At 58.6% G+C, this 14,484-nt stretch carries 19 protein-coding genes and 3 pseudogenes; 13 read left to right on the plus strand and 9 right to left on the minus strand.

Translation table 11 applies throughout. The features are described from left to right. Window positions 1-491: 491 nt before the first annotated feature. A complete protein-coding gene (locus AC245Y_RS28645; RefSeq protein WP_003554378.1) occupies window positions 492-782 on the minus strand; it encodes a hypothetical protein in 291 nt (96 codons plus the stop codon). A 299-nt stretch (window positions 783-1,081) separates the two neighbouring features. On the opposite strand from AC245Y_RS28645, the gene AC245Y_RS28650 reads away from it, so the two are divergent. Further along, window positions 1,082-1,366: a helix-turn-helix transcriptional regulator gene (locus tag AC245Y_RS28650; protein WP_003554377.1), complete on the plus strand. Its 285-nt coding sequence runs from the start codon at window positions 1,082-1,084 to the stop codon at window positions 1,364-1,366. Continuing rightward, a complete protein-coding gene (locus AC245Y_RS28655) occupies window positions 1,356-2,678 on the plus strand; it encodes a type II toxin-antitoxin system HipA family toxin (RefSeq protein ID WP_017996641.1) in 1,323 nt (440 codons plus the stop codon). Before AC245Y_RS28650 ends, AC245Y_RS28655 begins: the two co-directional genes overlap by 11 nt. A 423-nt stretch (window positions 2,679-3,101) precedes the next feature. Here the strand turns inward: AC245Y_RS28655 and AC245Y_RS28660 are convergent, their stop codons facing one another. Then, a complete protein-coding gene (locus tag AC245Y_RS28660; RefSeq protein WP_003554372.1) occupies window positions 3,102-3,479 on the minus strand; it encodes a response regulator in 378 nt (125 codons plus the stop codon). A gap of 473 nt (window positions 3,480-3,952) precedes the next feature. Here AC245Y_RS28660 and AC245Y_RS28665 point away from each other — a divergent pair. The 5 genes and pseudogenes from AC245Y_RS28665 to AC245Y_RS28685 all read left to right on the plus strand — a co-directional run. After that, a pseudogene (locus AC245Y_RS28665) lies at window positions 3,953-4,342 on the plus strand (glycosyltransferase family 2 protein); the annotation flags it as partial. A gap of 214 nt (window positions 4,343-4,556) precedes the next feature. Next, the gene (locus AC245Y_RS28670; RefSeq protein WP_017996640.1) at window positions 4,557-4,826 is read left to right on the plus strand and encodes a hypothetical protein; all 270 of its coding nucleotides are present in this window, start codon (window positions 4,557-4,559) and stop codon (window positions 4,824-4,826) included. 448 nt (window positions 4,827-5,274) lie between these two features. After that, window positions 5,275-6,025 (plus strand): annotated as a pseudogene (locus AC245Y_RS28675) (IS5 family transposase). 239 nt (window positions 6,026-6,264) lie between these two features. Next, a complete protein-coding gene (locus tag AC245Y_RS28680; RefSeq protein ID WP_003554365.1) occupies window positions 6,265-6,510 on the plus strand; it encodes a hypothetical protein in 246 nt (81 codons plus the stop codon). Next, entirely contained in the window at window positions 6,507-6,746 is a 240-nt protein-coding gene (locus tag AC245Y_RS28685; protein ID WP_003554363.1) for a DUF2934 domain-containing protein, read from the plus strand. The genes AC245Y_RS28680 and AC245Y_RS28685 overlap by 4 nt, the downstream gene beginning before the upstream one ends. A gap of 16 nt (window positions 6,747-6,762) precedes the next feature. On the opposite strand, the gene AC245Y_RS28690 is transcribed toward AC245Y_RS28685, so the two are convergent. Both AC245Y_RS28690 and AC245Y_RS28695 read right to left on the minus strand, forming a co-directional pair. Further along, the gene (locus tag AC245Y_RS28690) at window positions 6,763-7,374 is read right to left on the minus strand and encodes a PAS domain-containing protein (RefSeq protein WP_003554362.1); all 612 of its coding nucleotides are present in this window, start codon (window positions 7,372-7,374) and stop codon (window positions 6,763-6,765) included. Window positions 7,375-7,558: 184 nt separating this feature from the next. Continuing rightward, entirely contained in the window at window positions 7,559-7,741 is a 183-nt protein-coding gene (locus AC245Y_RS28695) for a hypothetical protein (RefSeq protein ID WP_003554361.1), read from the minus strand. Window positions 7,742-8,153: 412 nt separating this feature from the next. Here AC245Y_RS28695 and AC245Y_RS28700 point away from each other — a divergent pair, with 412 nt between their 5' ends. The 4 genes from AC245Y_RS28700 (at window position 8,154) to AC245Y_RS28715 (ending at window position 9,557) form a co-directional block, all read left to right on the plus strand. Then, window positions 8,154-8,474, plus strand: coding sequence for a hypothetical protein (locus AC245Y_RS28700; RefSeq protein ID WP_003554359.1), 321 nt, complete (start codon window positions 8,154-8,156; stop codon window positions 8,472-8,474). Beyond that, window positions 8,467-8,790, plus strand: coding sequence for a hypothetical protein (locus AC245Y_RS28705; protein WP_003554357.1), 324 nt, complete (start codon window positions 8,467-8,469; stop codon window positions 8,788-8,790). The genes AC245Y_RS28700 and AC245Y_RS28705 overlap by 8 nt, the downstream gene beginning before the upstream one ends. A 358-nt stretch (window positions 8,791-9,148) precedes the next feature. Next, window positions 9,149-9,349 (plus strand): hypothetical protein, encoded by a 201-nt coding sequence (locus AC245Y_RS28710; RefSeq protein ID WP_003554355.1) that lies wholly within the window; start codon window positions 9,149-9,151, stop codon window positions 9,347-9,349. A gap of 1 nt (window position 9,350) precedes the next feature. Then, the gene (locus AC245Y_RS28715) at window positions 9,351-9,557 is read left to right on the plus strand and encodes a hypothetical protein (RefSeq protein WP_003554353.1); all 207 of its coding nucleotides are present in this window, start codon (window positions 9,351-9,353) and stop codon (window positions 9,555-9,557) included. Between the two features lie 50 nt (window positions 9,558-9,607). Here the strand turns inward: AC245Y_RS28715 and AC245Y_RS28720 are convergent. After that, window positions 9,608-9,889 (minus strand): annotated as a pseudogene (locus tag AC245Y_RS28720) (MOSC domain-containing protein); the annotation flags it as partial. A 156-nt stretch (window positions 9,890-10,045) separates the two neighbouring features. Here AC245Y_RS28720 and AC245Y_RS28725 point away from each other — a divergent pair. After that, window positions 10,046-10,294, plus strand: a complete 249-nt coding sequence (locus tag AC245Y_RS28725) for a hypothetical protein (RefSeq protein ID WP_003554351.1) — start codon at window positions 10,046-10,048, stop codon at window positions 10,292-10,294. Between the two features lie 236 nt (window positions 10,295-10,530). Here the strand turns inward: AC245Y_RS28725 and AC245Y_RS28730 are convergent, their stop codons facing one another. Then, entirely contained in the window at window positions 10,531-10,818 is a 288-nt protein-coding gene (locus AC245Y_RS28730) for a hypothetical protein (RefSeq protein ID WP_003554348.1), read from the minus strand. A 109-nt stretch (window positions 10,819-10,927) separates the two neighbouring features. Here AC245Y_RS28730 and ligD point away from each other — a divergent pair, with 109 nt between their 5' ends. After that, the gene (gene ligD, locus AC245Y_RS28735; RefSeq protein WP_017996637.1) at window positions 10,928-11,992 is read left to right on the plus strand and encodes a non-homologous end-joining DNA ligase; all 1,065 of its coding nucleotides are present in this window, start codon (window positions 10,928-10,930) and stop codon (window positions 11,990-11,992) included. Between the two features lie 375 nt (window positions 11,993-12,367). Here the strand turns inward: ligD and AC245Y_RS28740 are convergent, their stop codons facing one another. Genes AC245Y_RS28740 through AC245Y_RS28750 form a run of 3 tightly spaced genes read right to left on the minus strand, consistent with a single transcriptional unit; the run spans window position 12,368 to window position 14,483 of the window. Further along, complete coding sequence (locus tag AC245Y_RS28740; protein WP_017996636.1) at window positions 12,368-13,438, minus strand: GlxA family transcriptional regulator; 1,071 nt, start codon at window positions 13,436-13,438, stop codon at window positions 12,368-12,370. A 2-nt stretch (window positions 13,439-13,440) separates the two neighbouring features. Continuing rightward, entirely contained in the window at window positions 13,441-13,761 is a 321-nt protein-coding gene (locus tag AC245Y_RS28745) for a hypothetical protein (RefSeq protein WP_017996635.1), read from the minus strand. Then, window positions 13,758-14,483 carry a CbtA family protein gene (locus AC245Y_RS28750; protein ID WP_017996634.1) on the minus strand — a complete coding sequence of 242 codons (726 nt, stop codon included), beginning with the start codon at window positions 14,481-14,483 and terminating at the stop codon, window positions 13,758-13,760. The genes AC245Y_RS28745 and AC245Y_RS28750 overlap by 4 nt, the downstream gene beginning before the upstream one ends. Between the last annotated feature and the right edge of the window lies 1 nt (window position 14,484).

A 14,484-nucleotide genomic window follows, 5' to 3' on the forward strand; every position in this document is an offset into this window, starting at 1 on the left:
TCCGTTTTAAAAAAGTTTTTTAGATCGGCAACTATAATCTCTCGGCTCAATTGCGAGGAAATTATATAAACCGAAAACAATAGTGTCTTCACGACCGTAAAGGTGATCAGAGAAAACGAAAGACATGTGTAAAGGGCGACCTGTTCTGGATGGTTTTCGGCCAGCCATGGCAGTTCATAGTAGTATTTGGGTAGAATAACCAACATGTATCTTAGTTGCGGGGCGATGTAATCCAGTACGGATCCTCTGGTCAGCCAAAGAAACAAGATCGACATAGACAAATAGCCATATCGAGGGGCGGACCGCTAATATGGCTCTCATATCGTTTGATAAAGTTCTGATTTTGAAGGCGAAAGAAAAGATCAACCCCGGCAAAACTTTTAAACATCATTTACGTTCAGCCTTTTGCCCCGAAACAATGCCTGAAAAACTCGATCGGGGGCGGGCACTTCGTAGTGGGGGTGGGCGGATTCTGTCAAGTATAACGCCCGTCAACCATTCCCATCAACATCGCCGTCCTCGTCGAGGCTGCGCACCGGCAGATAGGTGTTCTTCTCCATCCACTCCCGAACGATAAACCTGATCGTGTCGTTGCGCGTCATGCCGAGTTCGCCGGATAGGTCTCGCAAAGCTGCGTCCGTATCATCTTCGAAGGTGATCGATCCTGCATTGCGCAATAGGAGCGCGGCGCGACGAAGCAGGATTTGTAAGTCCGGCCGGGAGATGTCCGCAATCCGGTCGGCGGCGTCCTCAAGCAGAGCAGCGGTATCAGGTGTTTTCATGTGCGCCTCCAGCCACGTCATCTTGCCGCTTGTTGCTGCCAAGCATCGAGCCCAGCCTCGGTGAGCATGTATTTGCGAGTCACGGGAGACTCCTTGCTTAATACCCGTCCATGCGCAAAATTCTGGACACAAACTGGCGATATGGCCATTTAAATGAACAAAACTTGACTTCACACCAAGCGCCATGGCATGATGTCCGCAAGGACGGGAGCAACTCTTGTCCACTCAGATGAACAACATGGGTCATAACAGTGCCCCGTCAGAGAAGCTACTCCAGAGTGACGCATCAGGCGCTCGCCATGCTCGGCAAGCTGATCCGCGTCGGGCGCGCCGAGCGCGGCCTGACCGCGCAGGAACTGGCCGACCGTGCCGGCATCAGCCGGACGACATTGTCCAGCATCGAAAAAGGTGCGCCCGGTCCTGAGATCGGCATCGTCTTTGAAGTAGCGTCCCTCGTGGGCATGCGCCTGTTCGACTATGACGAGCGCAGTCTCCAGATGCACAATACCCGTCTCGATGAAAAACTGGCCCTGCTGCCCAAGAGTGTCCGCCACACGGTGAAGGAGGTCGATGATGACTTCTAAGGCGGACGCCACGGAAGCCTTTGTCTGGATGTGGCTGCCGGGGGCAACGGAACCGGTGGTGGCGGGCCGCCTCGACCAGAATGGCGAGCGCCTGCTCTTCACCTATGGCGCCAGTTACCGCCGCCGCGAAAACGCCATTTCCGTCTATGAGCCGGAGTTACCGCTCCAGGAAGGCATTATCGCGCCGATCAACGGCCTGTCGATGGCGAGCTGCATTCGCGACTGCTCGCCCGATGCCTGGGGCCGCCGGGTTATCATCAACAGACTGACGGGCAAGAAGCCCGACGCTGCCGGCGTGCCTGAGATCAGCGAACTTACCTATCTGCTCCAGTCCGGCTCCGACCGGATTGGTGCTCTCGATTTTCAGGCCTCGGCAACTGAGTATGTCCCCCGCCATGCCGCACAGGCATCGCTCGACGAACTCATGGAAGCTGCCGCCCTCATCGAAAAAGGCGTCCCCCTGCCATCGGCGCTCGAAATAGCCCTCAACCATGGCACCTCGATCGGCGGCGCGCGCCCCAAGGTGCTGATCAATGACGGGGCGAAGAAATTCATCGCTAAATTCTCGGCAACCAACGACACCTACAGCGTGGTGAAGGCCGAATTCATCGCGATGAAGCTGGCAGCCGCCTGCGGGCTAAACGCGGCGTCCGTGGCGATGACCCGCGCCGCGCAAAAGGACTTGCTGCTGATCGAGCGCTTTGACCGCACGCACACAACGGATGGCTGGAGGAGGCACGGCATGGTCTCGGCCCTGACCATGCTGGGCCTTGATGAGATGATGGCGCGCTATGCCTCTTACGAAGACTTGGCCGAGCTGATCCGTCGCCGCTTCACGGCACCCAAGGATACCCTCAAGGAACTCTACGGGCGGATTTGCTTCAACGTGCTGTGCGGCAACACCGACGACCATGCCCGCAATCATGCCGCCTTCTGGGACGGCCGAATGCTCACTCTGACGCCGGCCTATGATATCTGCCCCCAGAGACGCACGGGTAACGAGGCCACGCAGGCCATGCTGATCAAGGGCGATGGCCGCGCCAGCACCCTCGCCACCTTGCTAGCTAGCGCGCCGGATTATCACTTGAAAGAGGCGGAAGCTGCCGCGCTGATTGAAAACCAGGTCACGATGATTGCCGCAAACTGGCCAGCGGTCTGCGCGGAAGCCGAGCTGAGCCCCGTGGACCGCAACCTGTTCGCCGGACGTCAGTTTCTCAATAGCTATGCCTTTGAGGGGCTCGAAGGTCAAAAAGCGCTGAAGGATGCCTTTCGCGCCGCACGGGATGCGCTGATCGCGGCCGGAGGCGCTTGACGATGACAGCGCGACAGCAGCTCAAGAGAGGCGATTGGCAGGGCCTTTCTCCGCTCTCTTGGCCATGTGTCATGGGCTGCGGAGCAGACTGCCGCGGGCATCAACTTCTTGGTGGCCGCCATTCATGACGGGCTGATCGGAGCGTTCCCTCTTCCCTCGGCGCTATCTCGCTTAAATTTTCCTCACCCTTGTTGAGAGGACACCAGGGAGTTTGTTGCTGTATCCGGTCAGAACCTCCCTGGTGAATGTCGATCCATGTTGGGCGTCGTGGGGAGTTCCCCGAGGGGAGCCTTCGTTGAAAAATTCGAGCATAGCCGCTTCATATGATTGCGGAGTGGGGAGGTGCATCTTTGACCGACGAAGGAATAGTGTCGGCAGTATTGGGTTCGGGTGGAGGAAACCGATCAACCGCGCCTCAAGCGTTCAGCGGAAGGTGGGCCTGCTCGCGACGCAATGCTTTCTTGCATTCTTGGCTGCCATAGACAACGCGTCCACTATTCTTTCGGGGCTCGCCCGTTTGGTGACGACAGCTCGGCCCTCCGGGTTTTCGACAAGGCCGGGGTTCAGGGTGAAATACACCACACCAAGTCCGAACCCGGAAAAGAGGGCGCGGGCAATGGACGGCCCGGTCAGTCCATCCCCAAGCCGGATGTCGATGATGGCGATGTCTGCTTCGGAACCGAGCTCCAGAGCCTCTGACATGTTCCCCGCTATGCCAGTGATTTCGAATCCGGCGTCGATCGCGACATCCTCGATCACCAGAGCGATTCCCGGTTCGTCTTCAACGATGAGCAGACGCATGTTTCGTCTCCAGGGCGGCTACAATCGGCGCGGCGCTCTCTGGCGTCGCAAATCGAAAACACTCCCCGCTACAAGCCGTTCCATGTGTAGGACTTCAGTCTCAAGCATGCCTAACTAAGGTCCGAGATCCGGATGCCTCACCGAGATCGCGCGCCCGCTCCCCGGCAGCGACCAGCGTGAACGAAGTGTCGAAGGACCAGATCTTGACGCCAGGCCCGAACGCTTCAGTTTTTCACCAACGTGCGGCTGACAGATCTACCCTCTTCTACGAAAGTAGAGGGTCTACGTCGGATCAAAGTCCGTTTGCGCCCGCAGAACAAAGTTAGAGCGTAGGCTGGCAGACGGCGTTCCAACAATGTCGGCGGCGGGGAGTCGCGAGCTCCGAATTGAATGTACGAAACGGGAGAAATCAAAAAGCAGTCCCTTCACCTGTACGAAAGTAGCTTTCTGGATGACGTGGCGAGAGATCTGCAATGCTTTCAGATGAGGATCGACGCGACACGTTTCATTCTGACCGGCCTCTGGTCTCAGTAGTTATCCCAGCCTTCAATGCTTCCACCTATATTGAGCGCACGCTTCGGTCCGCCGTGCGCCAGACCTACGACGCCCTGGAGATTATCGTTGTCAACGGCGGTTCCACGGACCACACGGCAAAACTCCTCGAGCAGATGGCGATGTCGGACTCACGAATCCGCCTTCTGTCTACCCCCAACTGCGGTGTCGCCGCCGCGAGGAACACTGGGATCGAGGCGTCATCAGGTCGATTCGTGGCATTCCTTGATGCGGACGATCTCTGGCACCTAACGAAAGTCGAAAAGCAGGTGAGCGCTCTCAACCGGTTGCCCTCGCACTGGGCTGCGGTTTCGGCGGGCCGCATATTGAAGTGTATGGTAGGCTGCCATAACAATCTCTGCACGGCGTCGGTGGCATTCCACTTCTGAGCTCTCATGAAGCGCAGCACGCACTCTTCGCTGCGCTCGCGCCTCCGGCCGGGCCGACAGGAAACACTACCGAACGCGTCTACTGTTCATCCGAGCAACGCCATGGCTATATTCCCTGGCATCCAGGAGACTACCAATGAGCCATAATACGCCAAATGGCGGTGCATCTGTGATCACTGCGACAGCAGTGACAGCCTTGTCCCTTGCTAACGCGATCTTCATAGCCAACACGAAGGCCATGCTCAAGAAAGGCCTGATCACAAGCCGGGAAGCCCAGGTCCTTGTGCTTGAGGTCGTAGAGCTCGTGCGGCGGTCAACGGATACGTCGCAGTCGATCGCTTTCGCGGACACGCTGTGCCGAGACCTGGAACGGTTCGCTCAGGATCTCGGCGGTTCAGACGGCTAGGTTAGCGTTAAGCGCAATTCTCAGGATCGAAGCCAGCAACAGGCGTCATCCACTCGCAAAAAATGCATATAGTTGGATGAGGTTAATGGCGCAGAGGGTGGGATTTGAACCCACGACACCCGTGCAGTATGCCGCTTTCGAGTGCGGTACACTCAACCACTCTGCTTTGGTCGGTCGGCCAAAGCCGGAGGGGGCGACGTCCTGTTGCAAACCGGAGATCCCTGTAGCCTTGCCGATGATACGGACGTGAAGCAGCAACTATCCGTCTGGCGGTGAGGGACTTGGTATTGTTAAATGATCCTCCCATGATCGACTTCGTGACCATTACGGCGATTACCTGAATATGGTGTCGCAGGGATTGTTTAATTCGCGCCATCCAAACACCGCCGGCTACGGGCTGTTGAGGTTCAGGGTTTCTTCTGGGGCTTGTTTGTGATTCAAGCTGCAGATGGAACGATTTGTGCTGACGGACGCCCAATGGGCGAAAATGGAACCACATTGCCACGGCAAGCCGTCTGATCCCGGCCGAAGTGGCAGCAACAACCGGGCTTCATCGAGGCAATTCTTTGGATTGTGCGTACAGGAAGCCCATGGCGGGATCTCCCCACGGTTTTTGGAAACTGGAACACGATCTACAAACGGTATCGCGATTGGGTCAAAGCCGATGTTTTCACAAGGCTTTTTGAGGTCTGCTCAGATGAGCCTGACATGGAATATGCCATGGTTGACGCCACCATCGACAAGGTCCACCGCCACGGACAGGGCTCAAAAGGGGGACTCAGAGCCAGGCTATAGGTCGTTCGAAGGGCGGCATGACGACTAAGATCCTTGCGTTGACTGATGCACTTGGAAATCTCGTACGCTTTGTTCTTCTGCCCGGTCATCGCTTCGACACGGTGGGCATTGCTCCGCTCATCGATGGCATTGGTTTTGACGGGCTGATCGCTGACAAGGCCTTCGACAGCAACCAAATCGTCGCTGATTTAAACGAGCGTGGAGCTAAGGTCGTCATCTCCCAGCATCCACGACGAAAAGCACCTCTTCCACTCGACAGCGAAATCTACAAATGGCGGCACCTCATCGAGAATTTCTTCTGCAAACTCAAAGAGTTCAAACGCATTGCAATGCGAGCGGACAAAACCGACCAAAGTTTCAGCGCAATCATTCACCTCGCTGCAGCCGTCATAAACTCAAGATGATTCTCAACAGCCCCTAAGCAAGCATCGCGAATTTCGTCGCCGATACAATATTGCTGTTCGCTGTATAGCAACACACGCCACTTCTAAACGCCCTCTCCTTGATCGGGAGGGCGCTTTTTTCGTTTGTGACATAGCAGCCAAATGACGACATAACCGGACGAAAAAACGCTGAAAACTGGCGGAACTTCCGCCCCCATTATTTGTTCTTGCATTTGCAAAACACACTGGGGTTACTACCAATGACGCAAATCCGTGAACCGGAGCGCCGGAGCAGAATGCTGCGCGGCCGCCCCTATACCCTTGATGAATTCGCTACCAAATATGGCTTGAAGGACGAGCAGGCAAAAACCCTGTTCGCCCGATTCGGGCCGTCCTCGATCGAACTTGACTTGCTGATGGCAGCCAAGCGCCGCCTACGGGTTCGGCAGGACCGACTGGTCCCGCAGGATAGCATTGCCGAAGCATCGAATGGAATGGATAAATGAGCGACAGACGCCACGAATGGATCAGCAAAAGAGCTTACGCGATTTGGGAGGAACAGGGCCGGCCTGATGGCCGCGACGCCGAGCACTGGCGCCAGGCGGTTGCCGAACGCGACGCGCTCGAGCGCACGCAGGCTTCAGTTGATGGCCGCGAGGTGCTGGTGAAGTTTCGCCCGAAACCGCAATGTCCGGCAATGCCGCGCCATGCCTGGGGCAATCCATCGACTAAGGCCGGCTGAGCGGCGTAACGCGTTTTTACGCGGTTACTCGTGTGATCATCACACGACGAAGCACCACGCTCAAAGACGTTGGCTGTGAAACGAAGATGTCCGTCACTTCCCCGCAGGCGTTTTTTATGGGCTGGTAGACGAAGTCGACATATCTGTCGAAAGAGGCGCCGCCCGGCCCTTTGATCGTTAGAAGCGCACCGAGTGCGGAATGTGGTTCTCCGGTCTGCCCGATCTCGGTCAGAGCCGCGGCGAAGCCCTGTTCCACCGCTTCCGGCAGAACCTCTGCGACAGTCCTTCCTACCGCCTCCCGGAAACCGATCAGCTCCGAGTAAGCCAGGTTGACGTATTGGAAAACGTGTTCCGGTCCGCTCAACATCGCCATGAAACCCGGCGCGTTCTCGAACATCTGGCGATAGCGCTCGGACTCCGACACAAGGCGCTGGCGCGCTCGCACGATTTCCGTCGTCTCCATCACGGTGTCGATCATGCCGAGAACCTTGGCGTTCTCATCACGGATCGGACTGTAGCAGAAGGTGAAATACGCAGTTTCAGCCTGCCCGTGTCGCGTGGTTTCGAGCGGAAAGTCTTCGTGGTAGACGGTTTCGCCCGACATTGCCTTTTCGGTGATCGGCCGCAAATCCTCCCAGTTCTCGCTCCAGGATCGTCGAAGGACTTCACTCCCTGTTGATCTCCGTCCGCTCGATGCCAGCGGTGCAAAACCTCAACGCAGACGTCTGCAGCGCGTCACGGGGGTGTCGGCGCGATGCGGGTTTCGAAAGGCTAGGCGGCTCCGGAGGATCACCGGCGCCATCGCGCGATGGTCAGCCGCCGCCGGGAGAAACGCTTTCGTCTTCACGGTCGGGAAGTGCGCCCGTGCCAGGCGTCTTGCTTTCGTCCGTCTGTTCCTTAGTCGCGTGTGGACCGGCAGCCGGTAGCCCCTGCCCATCGACCTGCTTCTTCCCTGTCTCCTCGATCGCCTCCTGGGCCGTCTTGTCCTTGTCCATGCTTGTACTCCATGCCTCGGTAGGAGGAAATCCGCCGTGCTCTCGATGGTTCCGGCCAACGGCCCAATAGTTGCGGATCTGTTAGCGGCGTGCCAATCGGCGTCATCGGCATGGAACGTCAAGCAGGAGCTACAGAACGCCCAGTATCCGCAGGCACGGCCAGACTAGGGGGGGCAATGTGCGGCTATGCGATGATTCTTCCTTATGTCGAGCCGCAAAAGCGGTCTCTCCCGCGCCTGAGGAATTGAGACGCCCGCTGACAGGCCGACCGATCGGTTCTATGATGGCGGCGACAAGGACTGCCGCTTCCCGACCTCCTCGTCCCCCCTCCTTGGTAGACCGCTACGGTGCAGATATTGACTCCGGAGTGAATTGGAACAAATAAGGAACATTTCTTTGTCGGAGCGATGCCATGTTGGACAATGTCAAGAAACCCGCAAAAAAGAAATCGGCCTTCGACGCCTGGTGGTCTGCGCTTCCGCTGACTATTCGCGAGAGCAACGACGAGGCGTTTGCACGGCGATGTTTCCGCGCCGGCCAAGCCGTAGGCTCCCGACCCGCCAAAAACAAGTATAAGCTTCGAGCGGGCAGGTTGGTCGTGTCCGTCTGGGCGACCAACAGTAGGGACGCGGCGAGGGAAGCGGCCATCGAGCTGGATTACCGGGTCGCAAAAGCGGGCAAGCGGCCGCCGGGTTCGGGGTGGAAGTTGACGCCCGTCGCCGACCATGCCTGAGATCCATCCGGTCAAGCGGCTGCGGCTCTGGACGGTGAGGGCCGCCGCGGATCAGGGGCAGATACTTGTGGTGACATGCAATCTCTGCCGGGTGACCCACAACTATATCCCTAGGGATATCGAAGAGCTTTGCGGCAACCTTTCCCTCGACAGACTGCTTCAGAAGTTCAGGTGCGACGGCTGTGGCAAGAAGAACTACCTGCAAATGAAGCTACATTTCCCGCACGGGAGCGAGTACGGAACGCTGAAGGTCCGCAGGCTGAAGCGGATTCGCACGGTTGCGGTGCCGGTCTGGAACGACGAGTTTCTCAGCTAGAATGGACTGCACCCGACGCGCCGGATTTGCATGCGGTCAAGTGCTTTTTCGCGTAGGATGTCGTAGCCGTTCGATGCCCCCGAGATCCGGCGCCCCGTGCGCCCAACCAGCGTCGGAGATGCGACTGAAGTTTGATAAGGCCGCCGGTGTCACCTCGACGACAGGTTGACCGAGGCGATCGGAAGCCCCTTCTCGTCGAGACCTACCGCGGCTCGCCGTCGGGTGGAGGGAGGGTGATGGTCTCCTCGTTTGAACGCGACACCGAACCTTGGGTGGGCGCTCAAAGTTCCGGCGTGGCGACGAGGAGAAGGGAACATCCATTGACGACGAAGGTTACCTAGCAGAAGGAGTAAGCATCATGGGAATGAACAAGCCGAAGGACGGTGCACCGGGCACCACGGACCAGTCGCCGCGATGGGAAGGTCCCCAGGAAAACACGCCGCGAGGATATCTGCCCGCCAAGGACGATCCCGACCGTGCGGAAGACGCCAATGGCGAGACCAATGCAGACCCCGAGGTCAAGAAGATCTCGGACGGGCTGAAGCAGAAAGGCGAGTGAGATGTCCGACGTCGAGAAGGATGCCAAAGGCCAGTTCGCCAAGTCGATCGGCGACAGAAAAGCGACGGGCGTGGCCAGTGCCAAGCCGACAGTCCTCACCGGATCGGAAGATGCGACGGAGCACAAGACGCCGCCAGGTAAGAAGCCGGTGAAAGAATGGGATCTGAACTACGATCCCGGTGACATGAACGAAGGTCAGACGCGGTAGGCGAGGATGCCGGATGAGCGCGAGGTCGGGGACGACACGAAGACCCGGCGTTAAACGACCCCAAGCGGAATCAGCGGCGGGACGGGCAGCTCGACGACAACGGCGTCGCCGGGCGCGACCACGCCCCCCTTGAGAACTATCGTCATCACACCCGTCTTCCTGACGAGTTCGCCGTTCGGCCCTTTGCTGACAACGGTTTTGAGCAGCCCCGGCTGGAACGTGTCGATCTGGGAGCACGGGTTGCGCAGACCCGTAACCTCAAGTTCGACGTCCGCACCCAGCTTCAGCACCGTCCCGCGTGGAAGCCCCAGTAGGTCGACGCCGCGCGCGGTTCCGTACAAGAGTTAGAGAAGCGGATCGCCGGTGACTTGGCGGAGGTTCGCGGCAACCGTCCGCAACCGTACTGATGGTTGGCCTTGGGAGGTTAATGCACTACCGTTTCCTTATCGCGATCCGGGCGAGCTGTTGCGACGCTCAAGGAGAATGATATGGCTGACTTCAATCTCTCACTCCAGATGGACGACGTGAACGTGCTTTCGGATGCCATTCGGATTTGGTGCCGGCACAATCGCGCCGCGCCAACGGAACAATCAATGCAGCTGCTTTGCAGCGCGGCGGTCGACCTCTATAATCAAGGACACAGGACGCGCGAGGAGTTGGTCACGCTTCTGATCACGAAGTTTGATAGCCCTCACTCGCTGCAGGTAAACGCGCCAACGTCCACGTCTCATCATTGAAGGTAATATCGGCCGTGAATGCGGAACGCCGGCTTGCCGGTGTCGCTCAGCCCATCTCCTGGAACGTCGAAGCCAATGGGCCGAAGGCCAAAAAAGCCCCGCCTTAGGTAGGACGGGGCTAGTTTGGGTTCGGCGGACCGCATATTGAAGTGTATGGTGGCTGCCATAACAATCTCTGCACAGCCCGACTCCTTACGATCGGCGGAGCCAATAGTTCCCATGCCGAAAAATTTTTATCAGCCTTTCGGCCGACCATGCAATTCCAACAATTTCTCGTAGTGCTCCTCGACCCTCCGGCATGCCTCCCGTGACATTGCCTCCCATCCGCTATGAGACGCGATATGCTCTCGCACCCAAGGGATGTGGGTGATGTTCCACTTCCACATCCCCATCTTGCCGTGGCTCATTTGGTCCAACTGGATTCGGCCGAAGGACTGCTCGCCGTCGAACCCGCTGAAGTCTTGGTGTCCTTCTCCCGGCCAGGTCTCGCGCCATTTGTATTTTGGTTGATACTGATCTGGCACCGGGTAGCCTCCGACCGTCGAGCGTGTCGCAAAATGTTCTCGACTTAGGCGGAGTCAATAACACGAATTGGGCAATTGCTTTTTAAGGCATTGCTGATGGGATGGCGGCATGACAAAGCCGCCGAAACCAAAGCCGCTCCTGCAGGATGTTGACAAGTCGGTTCGATCCCGGCCGAGCAAGCCACGAAATCCCGCACAGCCGAACCTTCCCCTCGACCCCATGCCGGATCGCATCGATCCATGCCTCGCTCTCCTGAAGCCGAAGCCGCCCAAAGGGCCGCAATGGGCCTTCGAAGTGAAATGGGATGGCTATCGCCTTTCGGTTCATGTCGAGCCGACGGGCATTCGCATCCTGACGCGTGGCGGCCACGACTGGACGCATCGCTTCCCCGCAATCCAACAAGCGGCCCTATGGCTTCCTGTTGGCTCGGCAATCCTCGACGGCGAGGCTGTGGTTCTCGACGAGAAAGGCCGGTCGGATTTCGGCCTGCTGCAACAGTCGCTCGGCGGCAGGGGCGGCAAGAAGAGGTCAAGCGACGCCATCTTCATGGCTTTTGATCTGCTCTATTTCGACGGTCCCGACCTCAGGAATTCCGAACTCGACATGCGCCGGCACCTGCTCGCGGATTTGGTGCCAACCGGCGAGCAGGGAGATATCCGGCTCTCGGAGGAGATCGAGGCCGACGGCGATCAGCTGCTGGCAAGCGCCTGCGAACACGGGTTGGAAGGGATCATAGCCAAGCGCCGGGACGCGCCTTATCGTTCCGGCCGGCTTGGAGACTGGCTGAAGATCAAATGCATCCAGAGCGACAGTTTTGTGATCGTCGGTTATGAGCGATCCACAGTAGCGCGCGCCGGGATCGGCCGGCTGCTGCTCGCCGCGCGCAAAGGAGACGACCTCGTCTATGTCGGAGGAGTGGGGACCGGCTTCAATGAACGATCCGCCGCCGAGCTCCGGGAGCAGATGGACAAGCTGATTATTGGCAAGGCTACTGTGGATACAGGACGGAAGCGAAATGCAGTCTTCGTCGATCCGAAGATTGTTGCCGAGATTGAATATCGAGCCTGGACCCATGACGGGAAGCTGCGGCATGCGTCGTACAAGGGGCTCCGCGATGTGCAGGACAATGCGATTCCTTACCAACCACGCGGACGCCCGGGCGACCGTGGTTGAGGAATTCGATCCCCTCTGCTTCGAGGACGCGTTGAACGACCTGAACGTTTGCTGCACGACCGGCGATCGGTCCGTTTCCCAAACTCTCCATGTTCCGAATAGTGTTGACGTTCAAGCCGGTCTTCTCTGCGAGCTCTTTCTGCTCAATTTCCGCTGATTAATGACGGGACGAAGAAATTCATCGCTAAACTCCCGGCAATCAACGACACCTACAGCGTGGTGAAGGCCGAATTCATCGCGATGAAGCTGGCAGCCGCCTGCGGGCTTAACCTCCTTAAGCAGAAGGGTTCCTGTCGATGTTCAACGGCGGCGTGAATATCAGCCTGGATTTGAGCTCGATCGGCCCGGACGGAACCGGACGAAGGCGAGCTCGCCTCAAGTGTGTCGGCTTGCGCTCGTTGATGCCTCTTGAGGATGCGAGATTGCTAGTGCGAGGTCCATGGCTATCGTTTGTCGAGCAGGGCGCCGGTCGGAGGCCGGCTGGGAAATGGTTTTGGATGATACCTGGAAACGGCTTCGATAATCGTTCGGGCTCACGCCGATCGTCTTGGTAAAGACCCGCCTCATCGCGTTGACGTCTGCGAACCCGCCGATGGTGGCGATCCTCTGTAGCGGATGGACGGTGTCCTCGAGCAGCCGCCGTGCGGCGTCCGTCCGAGCGGCCGCGACGAAATCGGCCGGCGTGATTCCAAGCTCCTTGCGAAAGACGCGTGCAAAATTACGGATGCTCATTCCAATCTCTTGCGCCAAACTCTCGACGTCGAGGTTGCCGTTCAGATTTGCGAGCACGAACTCCTGAGCCTTCTGTATCAACGTCGTCTCGGACATCTGCCCGACAAGGTGCGCGCTGAACTGCGATTGGCCGCCAGGTCTTTTCATGAACATGACCATGTAACGGGCGACGATCATTGCTACGTCCTTGCCGTGATCCTCTTCAACAAGCGAAAGGGCGAGATCGATGCCGGCGGTGACACCGGCGGCGGTGATAAGCGACCCGTCCCGTACGTAGATGGCATCGGCGTCGAGATCGATCGCCGGATACTCGCGGCTAAACTTCGCCGCGCATTCCCAGTGTGTCGTCACCCGCTTCCCATCGAGAAGCCCGGCTTCGGCAAGCAGGAAAACCCCGGTGCAGATCGAGCCGAACCGCCGAACGCCTGGAACGCGGCGCCGCAGCCATGCAGTGACTTCTGGATCGATCTCGAGAAAAGCAGGGTCTCCGGCGACCAGCAGCGTGTCGATCTCCTCATCTTCGTCGAAGATGGTGCGATCCGCCATGAACCTCAACTGACCGGTTCCGGCGATCGAGCTCGATCCGGTTGACATGACCTGTATATCGTAGGCGCTCATGTCGCCCAGCCTTCGCGCAGCCTCCCAGAAAACTTCAGCAGGGCCGACGATGTCCAGCGACTGCACGCCTGGCGGCGCGAGGATGACAATCCGCATGACTACTCCGCTCCTCGTTGCCCGTCCATTGTCTGGTCATGCAAGATTTCTGCCAGTCCCGTCATGGCTAGCCCGCGCCTGATCTGCCTGCTGTTGAGGTGGAAATTCTGGCCGTCGCCTATGCGATGTTCTTCGATCTTCTCCGTCGCAGCCGCTTGGATGGTCGCCTGGTTCACCGCGTAGAAAGCGATACAGTCCTCCATCAGCGGAGACTTCCGGAGCACGGCGCGAAACGCCCTTCGATGAACGAGGCAGTTCCCGCCGTTACAGGCGGTGAACTGCAACGCGTCGAGGGCCGCGTTCCAAAGCGTGCCGGAGCTCATGCGGTACCTTCAAATCGACGGAAAAGCGCCCCGCTCACGGACCCAAGCAGAGCCCAGAAGACGAGGCTCGTCATCACCGCGGCAGCTACGAACTGATGCTCGAGGGACTCCGGGGCCAGCGGGTGCATTCCTTCCGGTGCGACCGGAGCGCCGATCAGGTGAGGGGCCGCGATGATCGCAATGGCGACGGCTGCCGCCCATGGCTTTCGCTGGAAAGCAATTAGACCGATACCGACTGCTGTAGCCAACGCGGTTCCAATCCACCAGAGCTGACGGTCGGCCAGGGGCGCGGAAGGCGTTCCGGGTAACTCAGGCGGCAGACCTATCAAAGGCGCGAGCATGACGCAGGCGAAACCGGCCAATCCCCACAGCAAGCCGTCGCGCCAGGTGACGGGCTTCCCACGCATTGCGATAAGTCCGCACAGGACCAGGGCGTAGCCGATCGCGGTCAGCATGTTTGCTGCAACCGTGAAGGTCATCCGCTCCAGTCCGTCTGACGGCTCCCAGCCTGCTTCGTTGTGATCGTGATCGGCTTCGTGGGGGTGCGGTGTCGTCATGGGTGAGGCGACTTCCGGTGTTCCCGTGGCTCCGCCGGCCTTCTCATATACCTCGGCCTTGGCGATCAGCTGGCTGGTTCCAGCGAATTGGGCGGCGCTGACGGCGCCGCCGACGATGACGCCCGTAAGGGCCGCCGTGAATACGATCGAGCGAAACAGCGACATG

The organism is Rhizobium sp. SRDI943 (assembly GCF_057653695.1).